Raw genomic sequence first — 14,981 nt, 5'->3', positions numbered from 1 at the left:
CCCTTTTTCATGCTTTGGCGCGGTCCATCAGTCGGTCAGCAGCTTGCCCTTGGTCAGCAGGTCCTGAATGATCGCCACATCGTTGAGCGTACCGCTCGCCGTCAGATCGACGTTGGACAGCACGATCTGCTGCGTAACGCCACCGGCCGCCCCGGTCGGGCGGACATCGATCACCGTATCGAGACCCGATTTGGAGAAGTTCAGATAGTTGTCGAGCGTCGCCGCATCGGTCGCACTCGGCAGCAGATCGCGCAGATCGAGCACATCGCCGCCAGCCGCTTGCGCCGCCGGAGAAAAGTCGGTAATCGTATCGCGGGCCGGAATGGCCACTGTTCCCTGATCGGCCAACGACCAAGCAAAGGTATCAGAACCCAGGCCACCGGTCAGCGCATCGCTGCCAGCCCCTCCGATCAGCCGGTCGTCGCCAGCGCCGCCGATCAGCATGTCATTGCCAGCCAACCCGGACAGCACATCGTTACCGTCGCCACCGGCCAGGACATTGTGATTGGCGTTGCCGACCAGACTATCCGCCGCTGCCGTACCGACGACTGAGTCGCTGTCATTGACCACGGACAGCTGTTTGCTGACCGTGCCGTTGGTGGCATTGGTGGCGCTTACCGTAATCATGTAAGAGCCGCTGCCGTAGTCACTGAGCGCCACTTCGGTGGCATTCCATCCGGAAATATCGACCGTGCCGGAGGCATCGACCAAAGCGGAATGGGCACCGGAAGAAACCACCGTGCCACTCACCAGACCGGACAAAACAGTACTGACCGCATCATGGACGTCCAGGGCGAAACGAATCGTCTGACCGTCATTGGCAATCACGTTGCTTTGATTGCCCATCAATTCGGTCTCGTAGATCGCCTGAATCTGGCTCGCCGTCAGCGTCTGGTCGTAGATCCGAACGTCCTCCAGAGTGCCGTTGAGGAAGCGGTGCGCCGCCCCACCGTCATCCGCAGTAACGCCCAGTCCGAGGAAGTTGTTGGGGACGATGATGCCGGGATTCAATATACGACTGGCTTCCAGTACGCCATCCACGAATACCCGCGTAGCACCTGTTTCAAAATCATGCGTGACAACAACCTGGTGCCACACACCATCGTTGATTGACGTGCTACTCATCACCCCGACGTCATCCCGCATGCCGAGGCCAATCTGTCCGGCCGCATTGATTGACCCCCACTGGATGTCGGCAATCCAGCCATTGTTCTCCGTACCGATGACCGACGGCGAATTCCAACCGACACCACTCCCGACCTGTGTCGTCTTGATCCAGAAGGACAACGCGGCTTCCTGAGAAGCGGCATGCCCGGCCAGCGCTTCCGTCACACTCGGGGCAAGCGCCAACCAACCGCCATCCCGTTGTGCCGAAGCCCCACCCACACCATGAAATTCGATGGCAGTCGAGCCATTTCGTCCGGTCGTCCAGGTAGGAGAAAGATCGGCTGCCGGATTCAAGCCCGCCTTGTTGTTGTCGGTAATCGTCGCAACCTGATCGACGAGCGGATTGTAGTTCGTGGTAGACGCACCAGCCCCTTCATTGAACTGCCAGTAATCCACCCAACTGGCGGAAAGGGTCGGTGCCGTCCCCGCAGTGTTGACGCTGTAGCCTTCGGTGTCGACGCCGGTGGCGCTGTTGCCGGCGGCATCGGTGGTCGTCACGCTGGCCTCGATGGTGCGGTCCGGATCGGCGGCCAGGGCGCTGCCCGGGACGTCGATGCTGAAGGTGTGGCCGGCCAGCACCGGGCCGGTGTAGGCCGTGCCGTTGATCGTCAGGGTGACGGTGTCGCCGACCTGGACGTCGCCGCCGACCGTGCCGGTGATGGCGATGGTCTGGCCGGCTTCGGCGGCACTGATGATGTCGTCGGCCGTGATGTTCGGGTCGAGCGTGATGCTGGCGACCGGCGCGGCGGTGTCGATGCCGACCGTGTCGCTACCTGCCGTGCCCGGGTTGCCGAGCGCGTTGCTGTAGCTGCCGGTGCCGACCGAGACGCTGCCCACGCCGGTGTAGCCGGGGTCCGCCGTAAAGGTGGCGGTGAACACTTTCGGGTCGGCCGTGGCGGTCAGGCCGCTGACCGTACCACCGCTGGCGACGATGTCGATGGCCGTGAAGCCGAAGGGCACTTCGCTGAAGGTGAAGGTGACGGTGGAGACGTTGTCGGCAACGTTGAGCGCGGGGTCGACGATGTTCACCACGACGCTCGGGCTGCCGGTGGCGACGCCGTAGCCTTCGGTGTCGACGCCGGTGGCGCTGTTGCCGCCGGCATCGGTGGTCGTCACGCTGGCCTCGATGGTGCGGTCCGGATCGGCGGCCAGGGCACTGCCCGGGACGTCGATGCTGAAGGTGTGGCCGGCCAGCACCGGGCCGGTGTAGGCCGTGCCGTTGATCGTCAGGGTGACGGTGTCGCCGACCTGGACGTCGCCGCCGACCGTGCCGGTGATGGCGATGGTCTGGCCGGCTTCGGCGGCACTGATGATGTCGTCGGCCGTGATGTTCGGGTCGAGCGTGATGCTGGCGACCGGCGCGGCGGTGTCGATGCCGACCGTGTCGCTGCCTGCCGTGCCCGGGTTGCCGAGCGCGTTGCTGTAGCTGCCGGTGCCGACCGAGACGCTGCCCACGCCGGTGTAGCCGGGGTCCGCCGTAAAGGTGGCGGTGAACACTTTCGGGTCGGCCGTGGCGGTCAGGCCGCTGACCGTGCCACCGCTGGCGATGATGTCGATGGCCGTGAAGCCGAAGGGCACTTCGCTGAAGGTGAAGGTGACGGTGGAGACGTTGTCGGCGACGTTGAGGGCGGGGTCGACGATGTTCACCACGACGCTCGGGCTGCCGGTGGCGACGCTGTAGCCTTCGGTGTCGACGCCGGTGGCGCTGTTGCCGCCGGCATCGGTGGTCGTCACGCTGGCGTCGATGGTGCGGTCCGGATCGGCGGCCAGGGCACTGCCCGGGACGTCGATGCTGAAGGTGTGGCCGGCCAGCACCGGGCCGGTGTAGGCCGTGCCGTTGATCGTCAGGGTGACGGTGTCGCCGACCTGGACGTCGCCGCCGACCGTGCCGGTGATGGCGATGGTCTGGCCGGCTTCGGCGGCACTGATGATGTCGTCGGCCGTGATGTTCGGGTCGAGCGTGATGCTGGCGACCGGCGCGGCGGTGTCGATGCCGACCGTGTCGCTGCCTGCCGTGCCCGGGTTGCCGAGCGCGTTGCTGTAGCTGCCGGCGCCGACCGAGACGCTGCCCACGCCGGTGTAGCCGGGGTCCGCCGTAAAGGTGGCGGTGAACACCTTGGGGTCGGCCGTGGCGGTCAGGCCGCTGACCGTGCCACCGCTGGCGATGATGTCGATGGCCGTGAAGCCGAAGGGCACTTCGCTGAAGGTGAAGGTGACGGTGGAGACGTTGTCGGCGACGTTGAGGGCGGGGTCGACGATGTTCACCACGACGCTCGGGCTGCCGGTGGCGACGCTGTAGCCTTCGGTGTCGACGCCGGTGGCGCTGTTGCCGCCGGCATCGGTGGTCGTCACGCTGGCGTCGATGGTGCGGTCCGGATCGGCGGCCAGGGCACTGCCCGGGACGTCGATGCTGAAGGTGTGGCCGGTCAGCACCGGGCCGGTGTAGGCCGTGCCGTTGATCGTCAGGGTGACGGTGTCGCCGACCTGGACGTCGCCGCCGACCGTGCCGGTGATGGCGATGGTCTGGCCGGCTTCGGCGGCACTGATGATGTCGTCGGCCGTGATGTTCGGGTCGAGCGTGATGCTGGCGACCGGCGCGGCGGTGTCGATGCCGACCGTGTCGCTGCCTGCCGTGCCCGGGTTGCCGAGCGCGTTGCTGTAGCTGCCGGTGCCGACCGAGACGCTGCCCACGCCGGTGTAGCCGGGGTCCGCCGTAAAGGTGGCGGTGAACACTTTCGGGTCGGCCGTGGCGGTCAGGCCGCTGACCGTGCCACCGCTGGCGATGATGTCGATGGCCGTGAAGCCGAAGGGCACTTCGCTGAAGGTGAAGGTGACGGTGGAGACGTTGTCGGCGACGTTGAGGGCGGGGTCGACGATGTTCACCACGACGCTCGGGCTGCCGGTGGCGACGCTGTAGCCTTCGGTGTCGACGCCGGTGGCGCTGTTGCCGCCGGCATCGGTGGTCGTCACGCTGGCGTCGATGGTGCGGTCCGGATCGGCGGCCAGGGCACTGCCCGGGACGTCGATGCTGAAGGTGTGGCCGGCCAGCACCGGGCCGGTGTAGGCCGTGCCGTTGATCGTCAGGGTGACGGTGTCGCCGACCTGGACGTCGCCGCCGACCGTGCCGGTGATGGCGATGGTCTGGCCGGCTTCGGCGGCACTGATGATGTCGTCGGCCGTGATGTTCGGGTCGAGCGTGATGCTGGCGACCGGCGCGGCGGTGTCGATGCCGACCGTGTCGCTGCCTGCCGTGCCCGGGTTGCCGAGCGCGTTGCTGTAGCTGCCGGCGCCGACCGAGACGCTGCCCACGCCGGTGTAGCCGGGGTCCGCCGTAAAGGTGGCGGTGAACACCTTGGGGTCGGCCGTGGCGGTCAGGCCGCTGACCGTGCCACCGCTGGCGATGATGTCGATGGCCGTGAAGCCGAAGGGCACTTCGCTGAAGGTGAAGGTGACGGTGGAGACGTTGTCGGCGACGTTGAGGGCGGGGTCGACGATGTTCACCACGACGCTCGGGCTGCCGGTGGCGACGCTGTAGCCTTCGGTGTCGACGCCGGTGGCGCTGTTGCCGCCGGCATCGGTGGTCGTCACGCTGGCGTCGATGGTGCGGTCCGGATCGGCGGCCAGGGCACTGCCCGGGACGTCGATGCTGAAGGTGTGGCCGGTCAGCACCGGGCCGGTGTAGGCCGTGCCGTTGATCGTCAGGGTGACGGTGTCGCCGACCTGGACGTCGCCGCCGACCGTGCCGGTGATGGCGATGGTCTGGCCGGCTTCGGCGGCACTGATGATGTCGTCGGCCGTGATGTTCGGGTCGAGCGTGATGCTGGCGACCGGCGCGGCGGTGTCGATGCCGACCGTGTCGCTGCCTGCCGTGCCCGGGTTGCCGAGCGCGTTGCTGTAGCTGCCGGCGCCGACCGAGACGCTGCCCACGCCGGTGTAGCCGGGGTCCGCCGTAAAGGTGGCGGTGAACACCTTGGGGTCGGCCGTGGCGGTCAGGCCGCTGACCGTGCCACCGCTGGCGATGATGTCGATGGCCGTGAAGCCGAAGGGCACTTCGCTGAAGGTGAAGGTGACGGTGGAGACGTTGTCGGCGACGTTGAGGGCGGGGTCGACGATGTTCACCACGACGCTCGGGCTGCCGGTGGCGACGCTGTAGCCTTCGGTGTCGACGCCGGTGGCGCTGTTGCCGCCGGCATCGGTGGTCGTCACGCTGGCGTCGATGGTGCGGTCCGGATCGGCGGCCAGGGCACTGCCCGGGACGTCGATGCTGAAGGTGTGGCCGGCCAGCACCGGGCCGGTGTAGGCCGTGCCGTTGATCGTCAGGGTGACGGTGTCGCCGACCTGGACGTCGCCGCCGACCGTGCCGGTGATGGCGATGGTCTGGCCGGCTTCGGCGGCACTGATGATGTCGTCGGCCGTGATGTTCGGGTCGAGCGTGATGCTGGCGACCGGCGCGGCGGTGTCGATGCCGACCGTGTCGCTACCTGCCGTGCCCGGGTTGCCGAGCGCGTTGCTGTAGCTGCCGGCGCCGACCGAGACGCTGCCCACGCCGGTGTAGCCGGGGTCCGCCGTGAAGGTGGCGGTGAACACTTTCGGGTCGGCCGTGGCGGTCAGGCCGCTGACCGTGCCGCCGCTGGCGATGATGTCGATGGCCGTGAAGCCGAAGGGCACTTCGCTGAAGGTGAAGGTGACGGTGGAGACGTTGTCGGCGACGTTGAGGGTGGGGTCGACGATGTTCACCACGACGCTCGGAGTTCCAGGAGTTCCAGGGGTACCGGCCACATCAACGGTTCCCCCTGTCGGAATCAATGCGCCACCATCGAAAGTCTCGACGGTACGGCCCTGCGGCGTGCCAAACTGGAAAGCCAGCGGATCGACCGCTTCGACGACGCGCAGGAATTCGACGAAGGTGTGACCTTCGTTGCCGCCCGGGCCAGCCGCCCCGGCTGCCGGATCTTCCAGCAAGGCATCGAGATCGCCGCCGGTGGTCAGGGCCTTGGTAATTTTCTCGAAGCCTTTTTGATCGTTGACCACGGCGCTATCGAAAGCATCCGGTTTTTCCAGCGCCACGACTTCGGCGTCGAGGCTGACCGTTTCGCCCGGCGCGACGATCATCTGGCGGCCATCGGCCAGCAACAGCGTTACTTCGCCACCATCCGCCGCGACCACTGCTTCGCCTTCGCGTATCGCATCCCCCGCCTTGAGGCGCCGCATCTTGCCATCCTGGTCGCGGGCGAATGCCGCACCGGAAATAGAAGCGACGGTGGCAACGATTTGGGCTTGAGGCATGGTGATACTCCGGACACTGTTAGCGATTCGGCCAGTGTACGGAGCCCGGGACTGGAGGGCTATTGCACCAAAGTACAGTTCTCCACGGCAGCGTGAAATACCTCACGCCGGCCAGCCATGCTCAGCTGTTTATTTTCAGCGAAAGCTGGAGACGATCGCGCAGACCGAGTTTTTCGAAAATCGAGGTCAAATGCGCCTTGACCGTTCTTTCCGAGATCGACAGCTGGCTGGCGATTTCCTTGTTGCTGGCCCCGCCGGCAACCTGTTGCGCAACCTGGGTTTCGCGCTCGGAAAGCAACGCTGCCCAGTCGTCATTTCTGGCGTCGCCGGCGCGCTGACCGAGGAGACGGGCGGTACTGCCGACCAGCCGCTGCAACAGCGACTGCCCGATCCACAGCCCGCCATTGCCGACGACGAGGGCAACCTGCTTCAGCACCTCGGGCGCCGCGTGGGTGTTGCAACAACCCGCCGCGCCGGCGCTCAAGGCCTGCATCACCACACCCTCATCCGGCTCGTCGCAAAGCAGTACCAGATGCTGTCGCTCGGCCAGGCCAAGCCTGGGCAATACGGTGCCGATCATTTCGCCGGCCCGCAGACGAAACCACAGGATGCCCGGCTGGCTGGCCGGAATGCCGTGCACCTCGGCGCGCGCCAGCAATTGGGCGGCCGGCATTGCCTCCAGCCAGGTGGCAACCGGCCGCGTGCCGCTATCGCATATCCAGTGCTGCATCAGCGCTCCGTCATGGCGACGCTCTTGGCGCGCAGTACCGGTTTCAACAGATAGGCCAGGACGCTTTTCTTGCCGGTCAGGATATCGACTTCGGCGATCATCCCGGGAATGATCGGCAGATTGGCGTCGCCAAAGCCGGGCCGGTTGGTTCTGACCCGAACTGTGTAAAAGGCATTGCCCTTGTCGTCGGTGACGGTATCAGCGCCGATATGCTCGAGCGTGCCCTCCAGCCCGCCGTAGATCGAGAAATCGTAGGCGGTGAATTTGACCATGGCCGGCTGGCCCGGACGCAGGAAGGCGATGTCGCGCGGCTGAACGCGCGCTTCCAGCAACAAGGCATCCTCCAGCGGCACGATCTCGATCATGTCCTTGCCAGGCTGCACCACCCCGCCAACGGTATTGACCAGCAGACGCTTGACCGTGCCCTTGACCGGCGAACGGATCGACGACTGCTTGACCCGGTCGGACAGTGCAACGCCGCCCTCGGTCAGGCTGTTCAGCTTGGCCACCGTTTCCGAAAGCTCCTTGCCGGCGTCGTTGCGGAAGCTCAGCTCGACCTCTTCGATCTTGCGATGCGCCTCGTTGATCGCCGCCTGGACGCGGGTTATCTGCGCCGAAGCCATGTCACGCTCGCCCCGGTAACGGGAGACGTCGCGCTCGAGCCGCAACAGTTCGACTTCCGAGACGGCGCCGGAATTGATCAAGGGCCGGGTCACCGTCAATTCCCGGGAAGTCAGGTCGTAGCCTTGGGCCGCCTGGGCCCGCCTGGCCTGCGCCTCGTTCAGTTCCTGCTGGCGCTGGGCGAGCTGCTGGCGGGCAATGGAAACCGCGGCATTCATTTCGTCCCGCTTGGCCTCGTAAAGCTGCAGTTCCTGCTGGACAATTTCCGGAGCCCCCTTGGCGACCTCGGCCGGCGGAATGAAGGCCTTGCCGTCGGACAAGGCCTTCAGGCGGGCCGCCCGGGCCATCAGGCCGAGGGATTGCGACTGGTTTTCCTTGACCGAGGAGGCAAAGCGCGTTTCATCGATTTTGATCAGCAACTGGTTGGCCTGAACGATATCGCCTTCGCGCACGAGAATTTCCGAAACCAGGCCGCCATCGATGCTCTGCAGCACCTGCAACTGGCGCGACGGAATCACCTTGCCTTCGCCGCGCGTCACCTCGTCGAGCTGCGCCACGGCGGCCCAGAGCACGAAGATCGCGAAGACGATACCGATCGAGCGCAACAACACGCGGGCCCGCAACGGCTCCTGGCGCAGCATGGCCAGATCGGCGTCGGTGGCGAAATCGACCACTTCGATTTCTTCCCGGCTCGGCAAACGCCCGAGAATCCGCTCGACCCGCGGCGCATTCCTTTCGGCGACCCGCTCCAGCCAGCCATGCACGGCCGCCAGCATCGATTTCAGGCGACTCATGATGCCCTCCCGACCCGGCCGCTCTGCAGGGCCTGGATGACCTGATCGCGCGGACCGTCAGCAACGATGCGGCCATCGTCCACGACGATCACGCGACTGGACAGATCGAGCAGGCTGTTCCGGTGCGTGACGATGAGCACGGTTTTGTGGGCGGCAGTCGCCTTGAGGCGCTGCTTGAACTGTTGTTCGGACGAGAAATCCATCGCGCTGGTCGGTTCGTCGAGCAGCAAGATCGGCGGATCCATCAGCAGCGCGCGAGCAATTGCGACGCCCTGGCGCTGGCCACCGGACAGCGATTCGCCGCGTTCGCCGATCATCATCTCGAAGCCATCCGGATGGCGATTGACGAAGTCGCTCAGGCCGGCCGCTTCGGCCGCGGCGAGGATGGTCGCATCGTCGGCATAGGGGGCACCAATCGCGATATTGTCGCGCAAGGTCCCGTAAAACAGCGTGACATCCTGGGCGACGTAGCCGATATTGCGCCGCAGATCGGCCGGATCCAGCTGGCGCAGATCGACGCCGTCGATCGTCACCGCCCCGCCGGTTGGCTGATAGAGGCCGAGCAGCAGCTTCTGCAGCGTGGTCTTGCCGGAGCCGATGCGGCCGATCACGACCACTTTCTCGCCGGCCGCGATCTTGCAGCTGAAACCTTTGAGCGCCGTCACCGAACAGTTCGGGTAAGAAAACTCGACGTCGCGAAATTCGATATTGCCCTTCAGCTCGGGGCGATGGACAAAAGCCGCATCGGCTGGCCGCTCGACCGGCCTGGTCATCACCTGTTCCAGCGAGGCCAGAGACACCTTGGCGTTGTGATACTGCATCAGCAGACCGACCATCTGGCCAAGCGGGGCAACCGCCCGCGAGGTCAGCATGGTGCAGGCGATCAGGCCGCCCATGCTGAGCCGGCCGTCGCCGATCAGGTACACCCCCGCAATGACCACCACGACATTGACCAGTTGCTGGATTTCCATGGCACCGTTGGTCGCGGCAGCCGACAGAAAACGCATCTGGTTATTGACCCGGGAAACGAAAGCCACCGATTTTTCCCACTTCGACTGCATCACGCTTTCCGCGCCCTGGGTCTTGATCGTTTCCAGCGCGGTCAGACTCTCGATCAGCGTCGCATTGCGCAGGGCGCCCGCCCGATAGGTCGTTTCTGACAGTTCGTGCATCTTGTGCTGCAGGATATAGGCGTAGATCGCCACGGCGACGATGGCGAGCAAGACTGGGATGACCAGTTGCCAGGCGATGATGGCAATGACGAAGACGAAGAGAAAGGCAAACGGCAGGTCGATAAAGGCGGTGACCGAAGCCGAGGTGATGAAATCGCGCACCGATTCGAAAGAGCGCAGATTGGCGGCGAACGCCCCGACCGCCGCCGGCCGCGACTCCATGCGGACGCCCAGCACCCGTTCCATGATCGTCGCCGACAGTTGCATGTCGATGCGCGCACTGGCCAGATCGATGAAATAGCCGCGCAAGGAACGCAGCATCATGTCGATGCCGATCAGCAGCACGACCCCGAGGCCGAGCACCCACAGCGTCTCGAGGGCGCGATTCGGAATGACCCGGTCGTACACATTCATCGTGAACAGCGGCATGGCCAGGGCCATGACATTGATCAGCAGGGCGGCCCCGAGGACATCACGGTAAACCTGCCACTGGTCGGACAAGGCGCCCCAGAACCAATGGCGGAGCTTGATCTCGCCGACCTGCGGCGTCCGTTTGTCGAAACGGAAATGCGGCCGGGAAAAAATCGCGACCCCGGTGTAACGGCTAGCCAGCGCCGCACGCGACAACAGGACGGAACCCTGCCCGGTTTCCGGGAAAAGAAGCCGGGCGTTTTCGCCCGATTCGTCCCAACCGAGCAGGACGCAGGCCTCTTCGCCCTTGAGCAGCAGAATGGCGGGCAGCAGCACCGCGTCGATCCGATCGAGCGCACGCCTGACCAGTTTGGCGGAAAGACCGGCCCGACTGGCCGCCCGACCAAACAACGACGGGGTCAGCGCGCCTTTTTCGAGGGGCAGTCCGGCGACCAGCGCGGCGCGGGTGCTTGGCCGGCCATGGATGCGGGTGAGTTCGACCAGGCAGTCAAGCAGTGGGTCATGGTGCAAAACATCCTCCCGCACCCCGGAATTGCCTGCCTCAGCCAGGCTGCTCATATCCTCCACCATGCCGCTGCTCTACGCTTCTGATTTGGCCAAAAAACGGAGTCTAAAGAAATCAAAATAAAAAAGGCGGTCGAAACCGCCTTTTTCAATTGGAGTGTGAAATTTCACACCATTAAAGGCACGATCAGGAGCGCTACCAGGTTGATGATCTTGATCAACGGATTGACCGCCGGCCCCGCCGTATCCTTGTAGGGATCGCCAACGGTGTCGCCGGTCACAGCGGCTTTATGTGCATCCGAGCCTTTTCCGCCGAAATGTCCATCTTCGATGTATTTCTTGGCGTTATCCCAGGCCCCGCCGCCCGTCGTCATCGAAATGGCGACGAACAGCCCGGTGACGATGGTCCCGACCAGCAGGCCACCCAGTGCCACCGGACCGAGAAGCAGACCAACGACGATGGGCACGGCGACCGGCAGAATCGACGGAATCATCATTTCCTTGATGGCCGCCACGGTCAGCATATCGACAGCCTTGGAATAATCCGGCTTGGCCGTACCTTCCATGATGCCGGGAATTTCCTTGAACTGGCGGCGCACTTCGACAACCACGGCACCAGCCGAACGGCCAACCGCTTCCATGGCCATCGCGCCGAATAGGTAGGGAATCAGACCGCCGATGATCAGACCGATGATCACCATGTGGTTCGACAGGTCGAAGGTAAAGGGCAGACCCGTGGTTTTATCCAGGCCGAGCGCATGCGTGTAATCGGCGAACAGCACCAGGGCGGCCAGACCGGCCGAACCGATGGCATAGCCCTTGGTCACCGCCTTGGTGGTGTTGCCCACCGCATCAAGCGGATCGGTGACATTGCGCACTTCCTCGGGCAAACCGGCCATTTCGGCGATACCACCGGCATTGTCGGTAATCGGACCATAGGCATCGAGGGCGACGACGATACCGGCCATCGACAGCATCGAGGTGGCAGCGATGGCGATACCGAACAGCCCGCCCAGTGCATAGGCGGCGTAGATCGAGGCGCAGACCGAAAGGACCGGCAGCGCCGTCGACTTCATCGACACGCCGAGACCGGCGATGATGTTGGTCCCGTGCCCGGTGGTCGAGGCTTCGGCAACATGCTTGACCGGCGCATAATCGGTACCGGTGTAGTACTCGGTAATCCAGACCAGCGCGGCAGTCAGCACCAGGCCAACGAGAGAACAACCGAACATCGTTGCCGTATTGATCGTCGAGCCATCCGGCAGCACCGCCCCGGCGCCGATCAGCCAGGAAGTCACCGGATAGTAGGCAGCCAGCGCCAGCACCCCGGCGACGATCAGGCCGCGATAAAGAGCGCCCATGATCTTGCCGCCCTCGGTGGCCTTGACGAAATAGCAACCGATGATCGAGGCGATGATCGAGACACCGCCCAGGGCCAGCGGATAGAGCAACAAGTTTTCACCCAGCGCCGGCGTCGCCTTAATCGTCAACGCCGCCAGGACCATGGTCGCAACCACGGTCACGGCGTAGGTTTCGAACAGGTCGGCCGCCATGCCGGCGCAGTCACCGACGTTGTCGCCGACGTTGTCGGCGATCACCGCCGGATTGCGCGGGTCGTCTTCCGGAATACCGGCTTCAACCTTGCCGACCAGGTCGGCACCGACGTCGGCGCCCTTGGTAAAGATGCCACCACCCAAACGGGCGAAGATGGAAATCAGCGAGGAACCGAAGGCCAAACCCACCAGCGGCTCGATGACATGACTCAATTCGGCATCCGGTGCATTAACCGACTTGAGGAAGACAAAGTAGCCGGCCACGCCGAGCAGCCCGAGCCCGACCACCAGCATCCCGGTAATCGCGCCACCCTTGAAGGCGACATCGAGCGCCGCCGCAATGCCACCGCGGGCGGCTTCGGCCGTCCGCACATTGGCGCGCACCGAAACATTCATGCCGATGAACCCGGCCGCCCCCGACAGCACGGCGCCGATCAGGAAGCCGATGGCCGTCAGCCAGCCCAGCTTGGGCACGAAGCCAATGACCAGGAAGAGAACAATGCCGACCATGGCGATGGTTTTGTACTGTCGGCTGAGATAAGCCTCGGCGCCTTCCTGGATCGCCTTGGCGATCTCCTGCATGCGGTCGTTGCCGGCCGGTAACGCGAGAATCTGTCGACTGGAAACCCAGCCATAAAGTACTGCCAAAACGGCGCACCCAAGCGCCAACCACAACGCTTCAGACATATTCACCCTCCCTTGGCTAAAAAATCAAACCTTGAACGCACCCAGTTTTTTTGTGACGGTCACGTTCTTCAGACGAACATAATCAGGTAGCCCGTTGCGATACGGCGGCGGATCCTCGCCTTCGATCAGCGGCTGCAAATAGGTGCGGCAGGCATCGGTAATGTGGAAACCGTCGGCCGAAATGAATTCAGCCGGCATCTTGCGTTCGACGTTGGCGATATCCTTCAGCGGTGCATCGCCGATTTCCCAGCGGTAGGGCTTGTCCGAAAGGCGTTTGATGGTGGCCATCACCGCATTCTTGCCCTGCAGCGCGAGATCGACCGCCGCCACACCCAGCGCATGCGCCTGCTCGACATCGGTCCGCGAAGCGAGATGGCGGGCCGAACGTTGCAGGTAGTCGGCCAGCGCCCAGTGATACTTGTAGCCGAGCTTGTCCTTGATCAGTTGGGCAACGATCTGACCAACGCCGCCCAGCTGCGAATGACCGAAGGCATCCTTGCTGCCGGACTCGGCAATCAGCTTGCCCGCGGCATCCGACAAGCCCTCGGATACGGCAACGGTGCAATAACCGTAGCGCTTGACGCATTCGTCCGCCCGCGCCAGGAAACGCTCGGGATCGAAAGGCACTTCGGGGAATAGCAGGATGTGCGGCGGTTCCCCGGCATTCTCGGCAGCCAATCCACAGGCGGCGGTGATCCAGCCGGCGTGACGGCCCATCACTTCAAGGACGAAAATCTTGGTCGAAGTCCGGGCCATCGAGGCCACGTCGTAGCCCGCTTCGCGGCTCGAGGTGGCGACATATTTGGCGACCGAACCGAAACCGGGGCAGCAATCGGTCAGCGGCAGATCGTTATCGACCGTCTTGGGAACGCCGACGCAAACCACCGGGTAACCCATTTTTTCGGCGATCTGCGACACCTTCCAGGCGGTGTCCATCGAATCGTTGCCGCCGTTGTAGAAGAAGTAACCGATGTCGTGCGCCTTGAATACCTCGATCAGGCGTTCGTACTGGGCACGATGCTCGTCCACGCTTTTCAGTTTGTAGCGGCAGGAACCGAAGGCGCCGCCCGGCGTAGAACGCAGGCGGGCAATATCGGCGTCGGATTCGAGGCTGGTGTCGATCAGGTCTTCCGTCAGCGCACCGATGATGCCATCGCGACCGGCCAGCACTTTCCCGATTTTATCGGGATGGCGGCGCGCTTCCTGGATGAGGCCGCACGCCGTCGCATTGATGACGGCGGTGACGCCCCCCGACTGCGCGTAGAAGGCGTTTTTCACCGTCATTTTCCTTCTCCTATTTCAGCGCGTCAAAAACGCTCTTGGTGATGCCATCGACGCTGCCGACGCCAGCCACCTTGCGCACTTTCGGTGCCTTGGCATCGCCGGCGGCCGCCCACTGGCTGTAGAAATCGACCAGCGGCTTGGTCTGCGAATGGTAGATTTCCAGACGCTTGAGGACCGTTTCTTCCTTGTCGTCGTCGCGCTGGACCAGATCTTCACCGGTCACATCGTCCTTGCCAGCCACCTTCGGCGGGTTGAACTTGACGTGATAGGTGCGACCGGAAGCCAGGTGAGCCCGGCGCCCCGCCATGCGTTCGACGATATCGCTATCCGGCACATCGATTTCGAGCACGAAATCGAGCGGAACGCCGGCATCCTTCATTGCCTGAGCTTGCGGAATGGTGCGCGGAAAACCGTCGAACAGGTAACCGTTCTTGCAGTCGTCCTGGGTCAGGCGGTCCTTGACCATCCCGATGATCACGGCATCGGGCACCAGGCCGCCGGCGTCCATGTGTTTCTTCGCTTCCAGACCAAGCGGCGTACCGGCCTTGACCTGAGCGCGCAGCATATCGCCTGTGGAAATTTGCGGGATGCCGAATTCTTTAGAGATGAATGTGGCTTGCGTACCCTTGCCGGCGCCGGGTGCGCCCAACAGAATCAATTTCATTAACAGTCCCTCGGATTTAACTATCGAAAAATATTATTATCGGCTTCGAAAAGCCTTGTTGGCAGCCGTTCTCTAAAAGAGAAAAAT

7 protein-coding genes are annotated in these 14,981 nt (G+C 63.9%); all 7 read right to left on the bottom strand.

Annotated features, from left to right (window positions below):
• Positions 1–27 precede the first annotated feature (27 nt).
• Positions 28–6,453 (bottom strand): retention module-containing protein, encoded by a 6,426-nt coding sequence (locus KI611_RS05990; RefSeq protein ID WP_226418913.1) that lies wholly within the window; start codon positions 6,451–6,453, stop codon positions 28–30.
• A 121-nt stretch (positions 6,454–6,574) separates the two neighbouring features.
• Positions 6,575–7,183, bottom strand: coding sequence for a response regulator transcription factor (locus tag KI611_RS05985; protein WP_226418912.1), 609 nt, complete (start codon positions 7,181–7,183; stop codon positions 6,575–6,577).
• Positions 7,183–8,598 (bottom strand): HlyD family type I secretion periplasmic adaptor subunit, encoded by a 1,416-nt coding sequence (locus KI611_RS05980; RefSeq protein WP_226418911.1) that lies wholly within the window; start codon positions 8,596–8,598, stop codon positions 7,183–7,185. The genes KI611_RS05985 and KI611_RS05980 overlap by 1 nt, the downstream gene beginning before the upstream one ends.
• Positions 8,595–10,760: a type I secretion system permease/ATPase gene (locus KI611_RS05975; RefSeq protein ID WP_226418910.1), complete on the bottom strand. Its 2,166-nt coding sequence runs from the start codon at positions 10,758–10,760 to the stop codon at positions 8,595–8,597. The genes KI611_RS05980 and KI611_RS05975 overlap by 4 nt, the downstream gene beginning before the upstream one ends.
• Before the next feature lie 113 nt (positions 10,761–10,873).
• Positions 10,874–12,946: a sodium-translocating pyrophosphatase gene (locus KI611_RS05970; protein ID WP_226418909.1), complete on the bottom strand. Its 2,073-nt coding sequence runs from the start codon at positions 12,944–12,946 to the stop codon at positions 10,874–10,876.
• 24 nt (positions 12,947–12,970) lie between these two features.
• The gene (locus KI611_RS05965) at positions 12,971–14,230 is read right to left on the bottom strand and encodes a 6-phosphofructokinase (RefSeq protein ID WP_226418908.1); all 1,260 of its coding nucleotides are present in this window, start codon (positions 14,228–14,230) and stop codon (positions 12,971–12,973) included.
• A gap of 10 nt (positions 14,231–14,240) precedes the next feature.
• Positions 14,241–14,894 (bottom strand): adenylate kinase, encoded by a 654-nt coding sequence (gene adk / locus KI611_RS05960; RefSeq protein ID WP_226418907.1) that lies wholly within the window; start codon positions 14,892–14,894, stop codon positions 14,241–14,243.
• Between the last annotated feature and the right edge of the window lie 87 nt (positions 14,895–14,981).

This window comes from Dechloromonas denitrificans, assembly GCF_020510685.1.
GTDB lineage: Bacteria > Pseudomonadota > Gammaproteobacteria > Burkholderiales > Rhodocyclaceae > Azonexus > Azonexus denitrificans_A.
The sequence above is the reverse complement of the archived record's forward strand: the minus strand, read 5'-3'. Positions and strand labels throughout refer to the sequence as shown.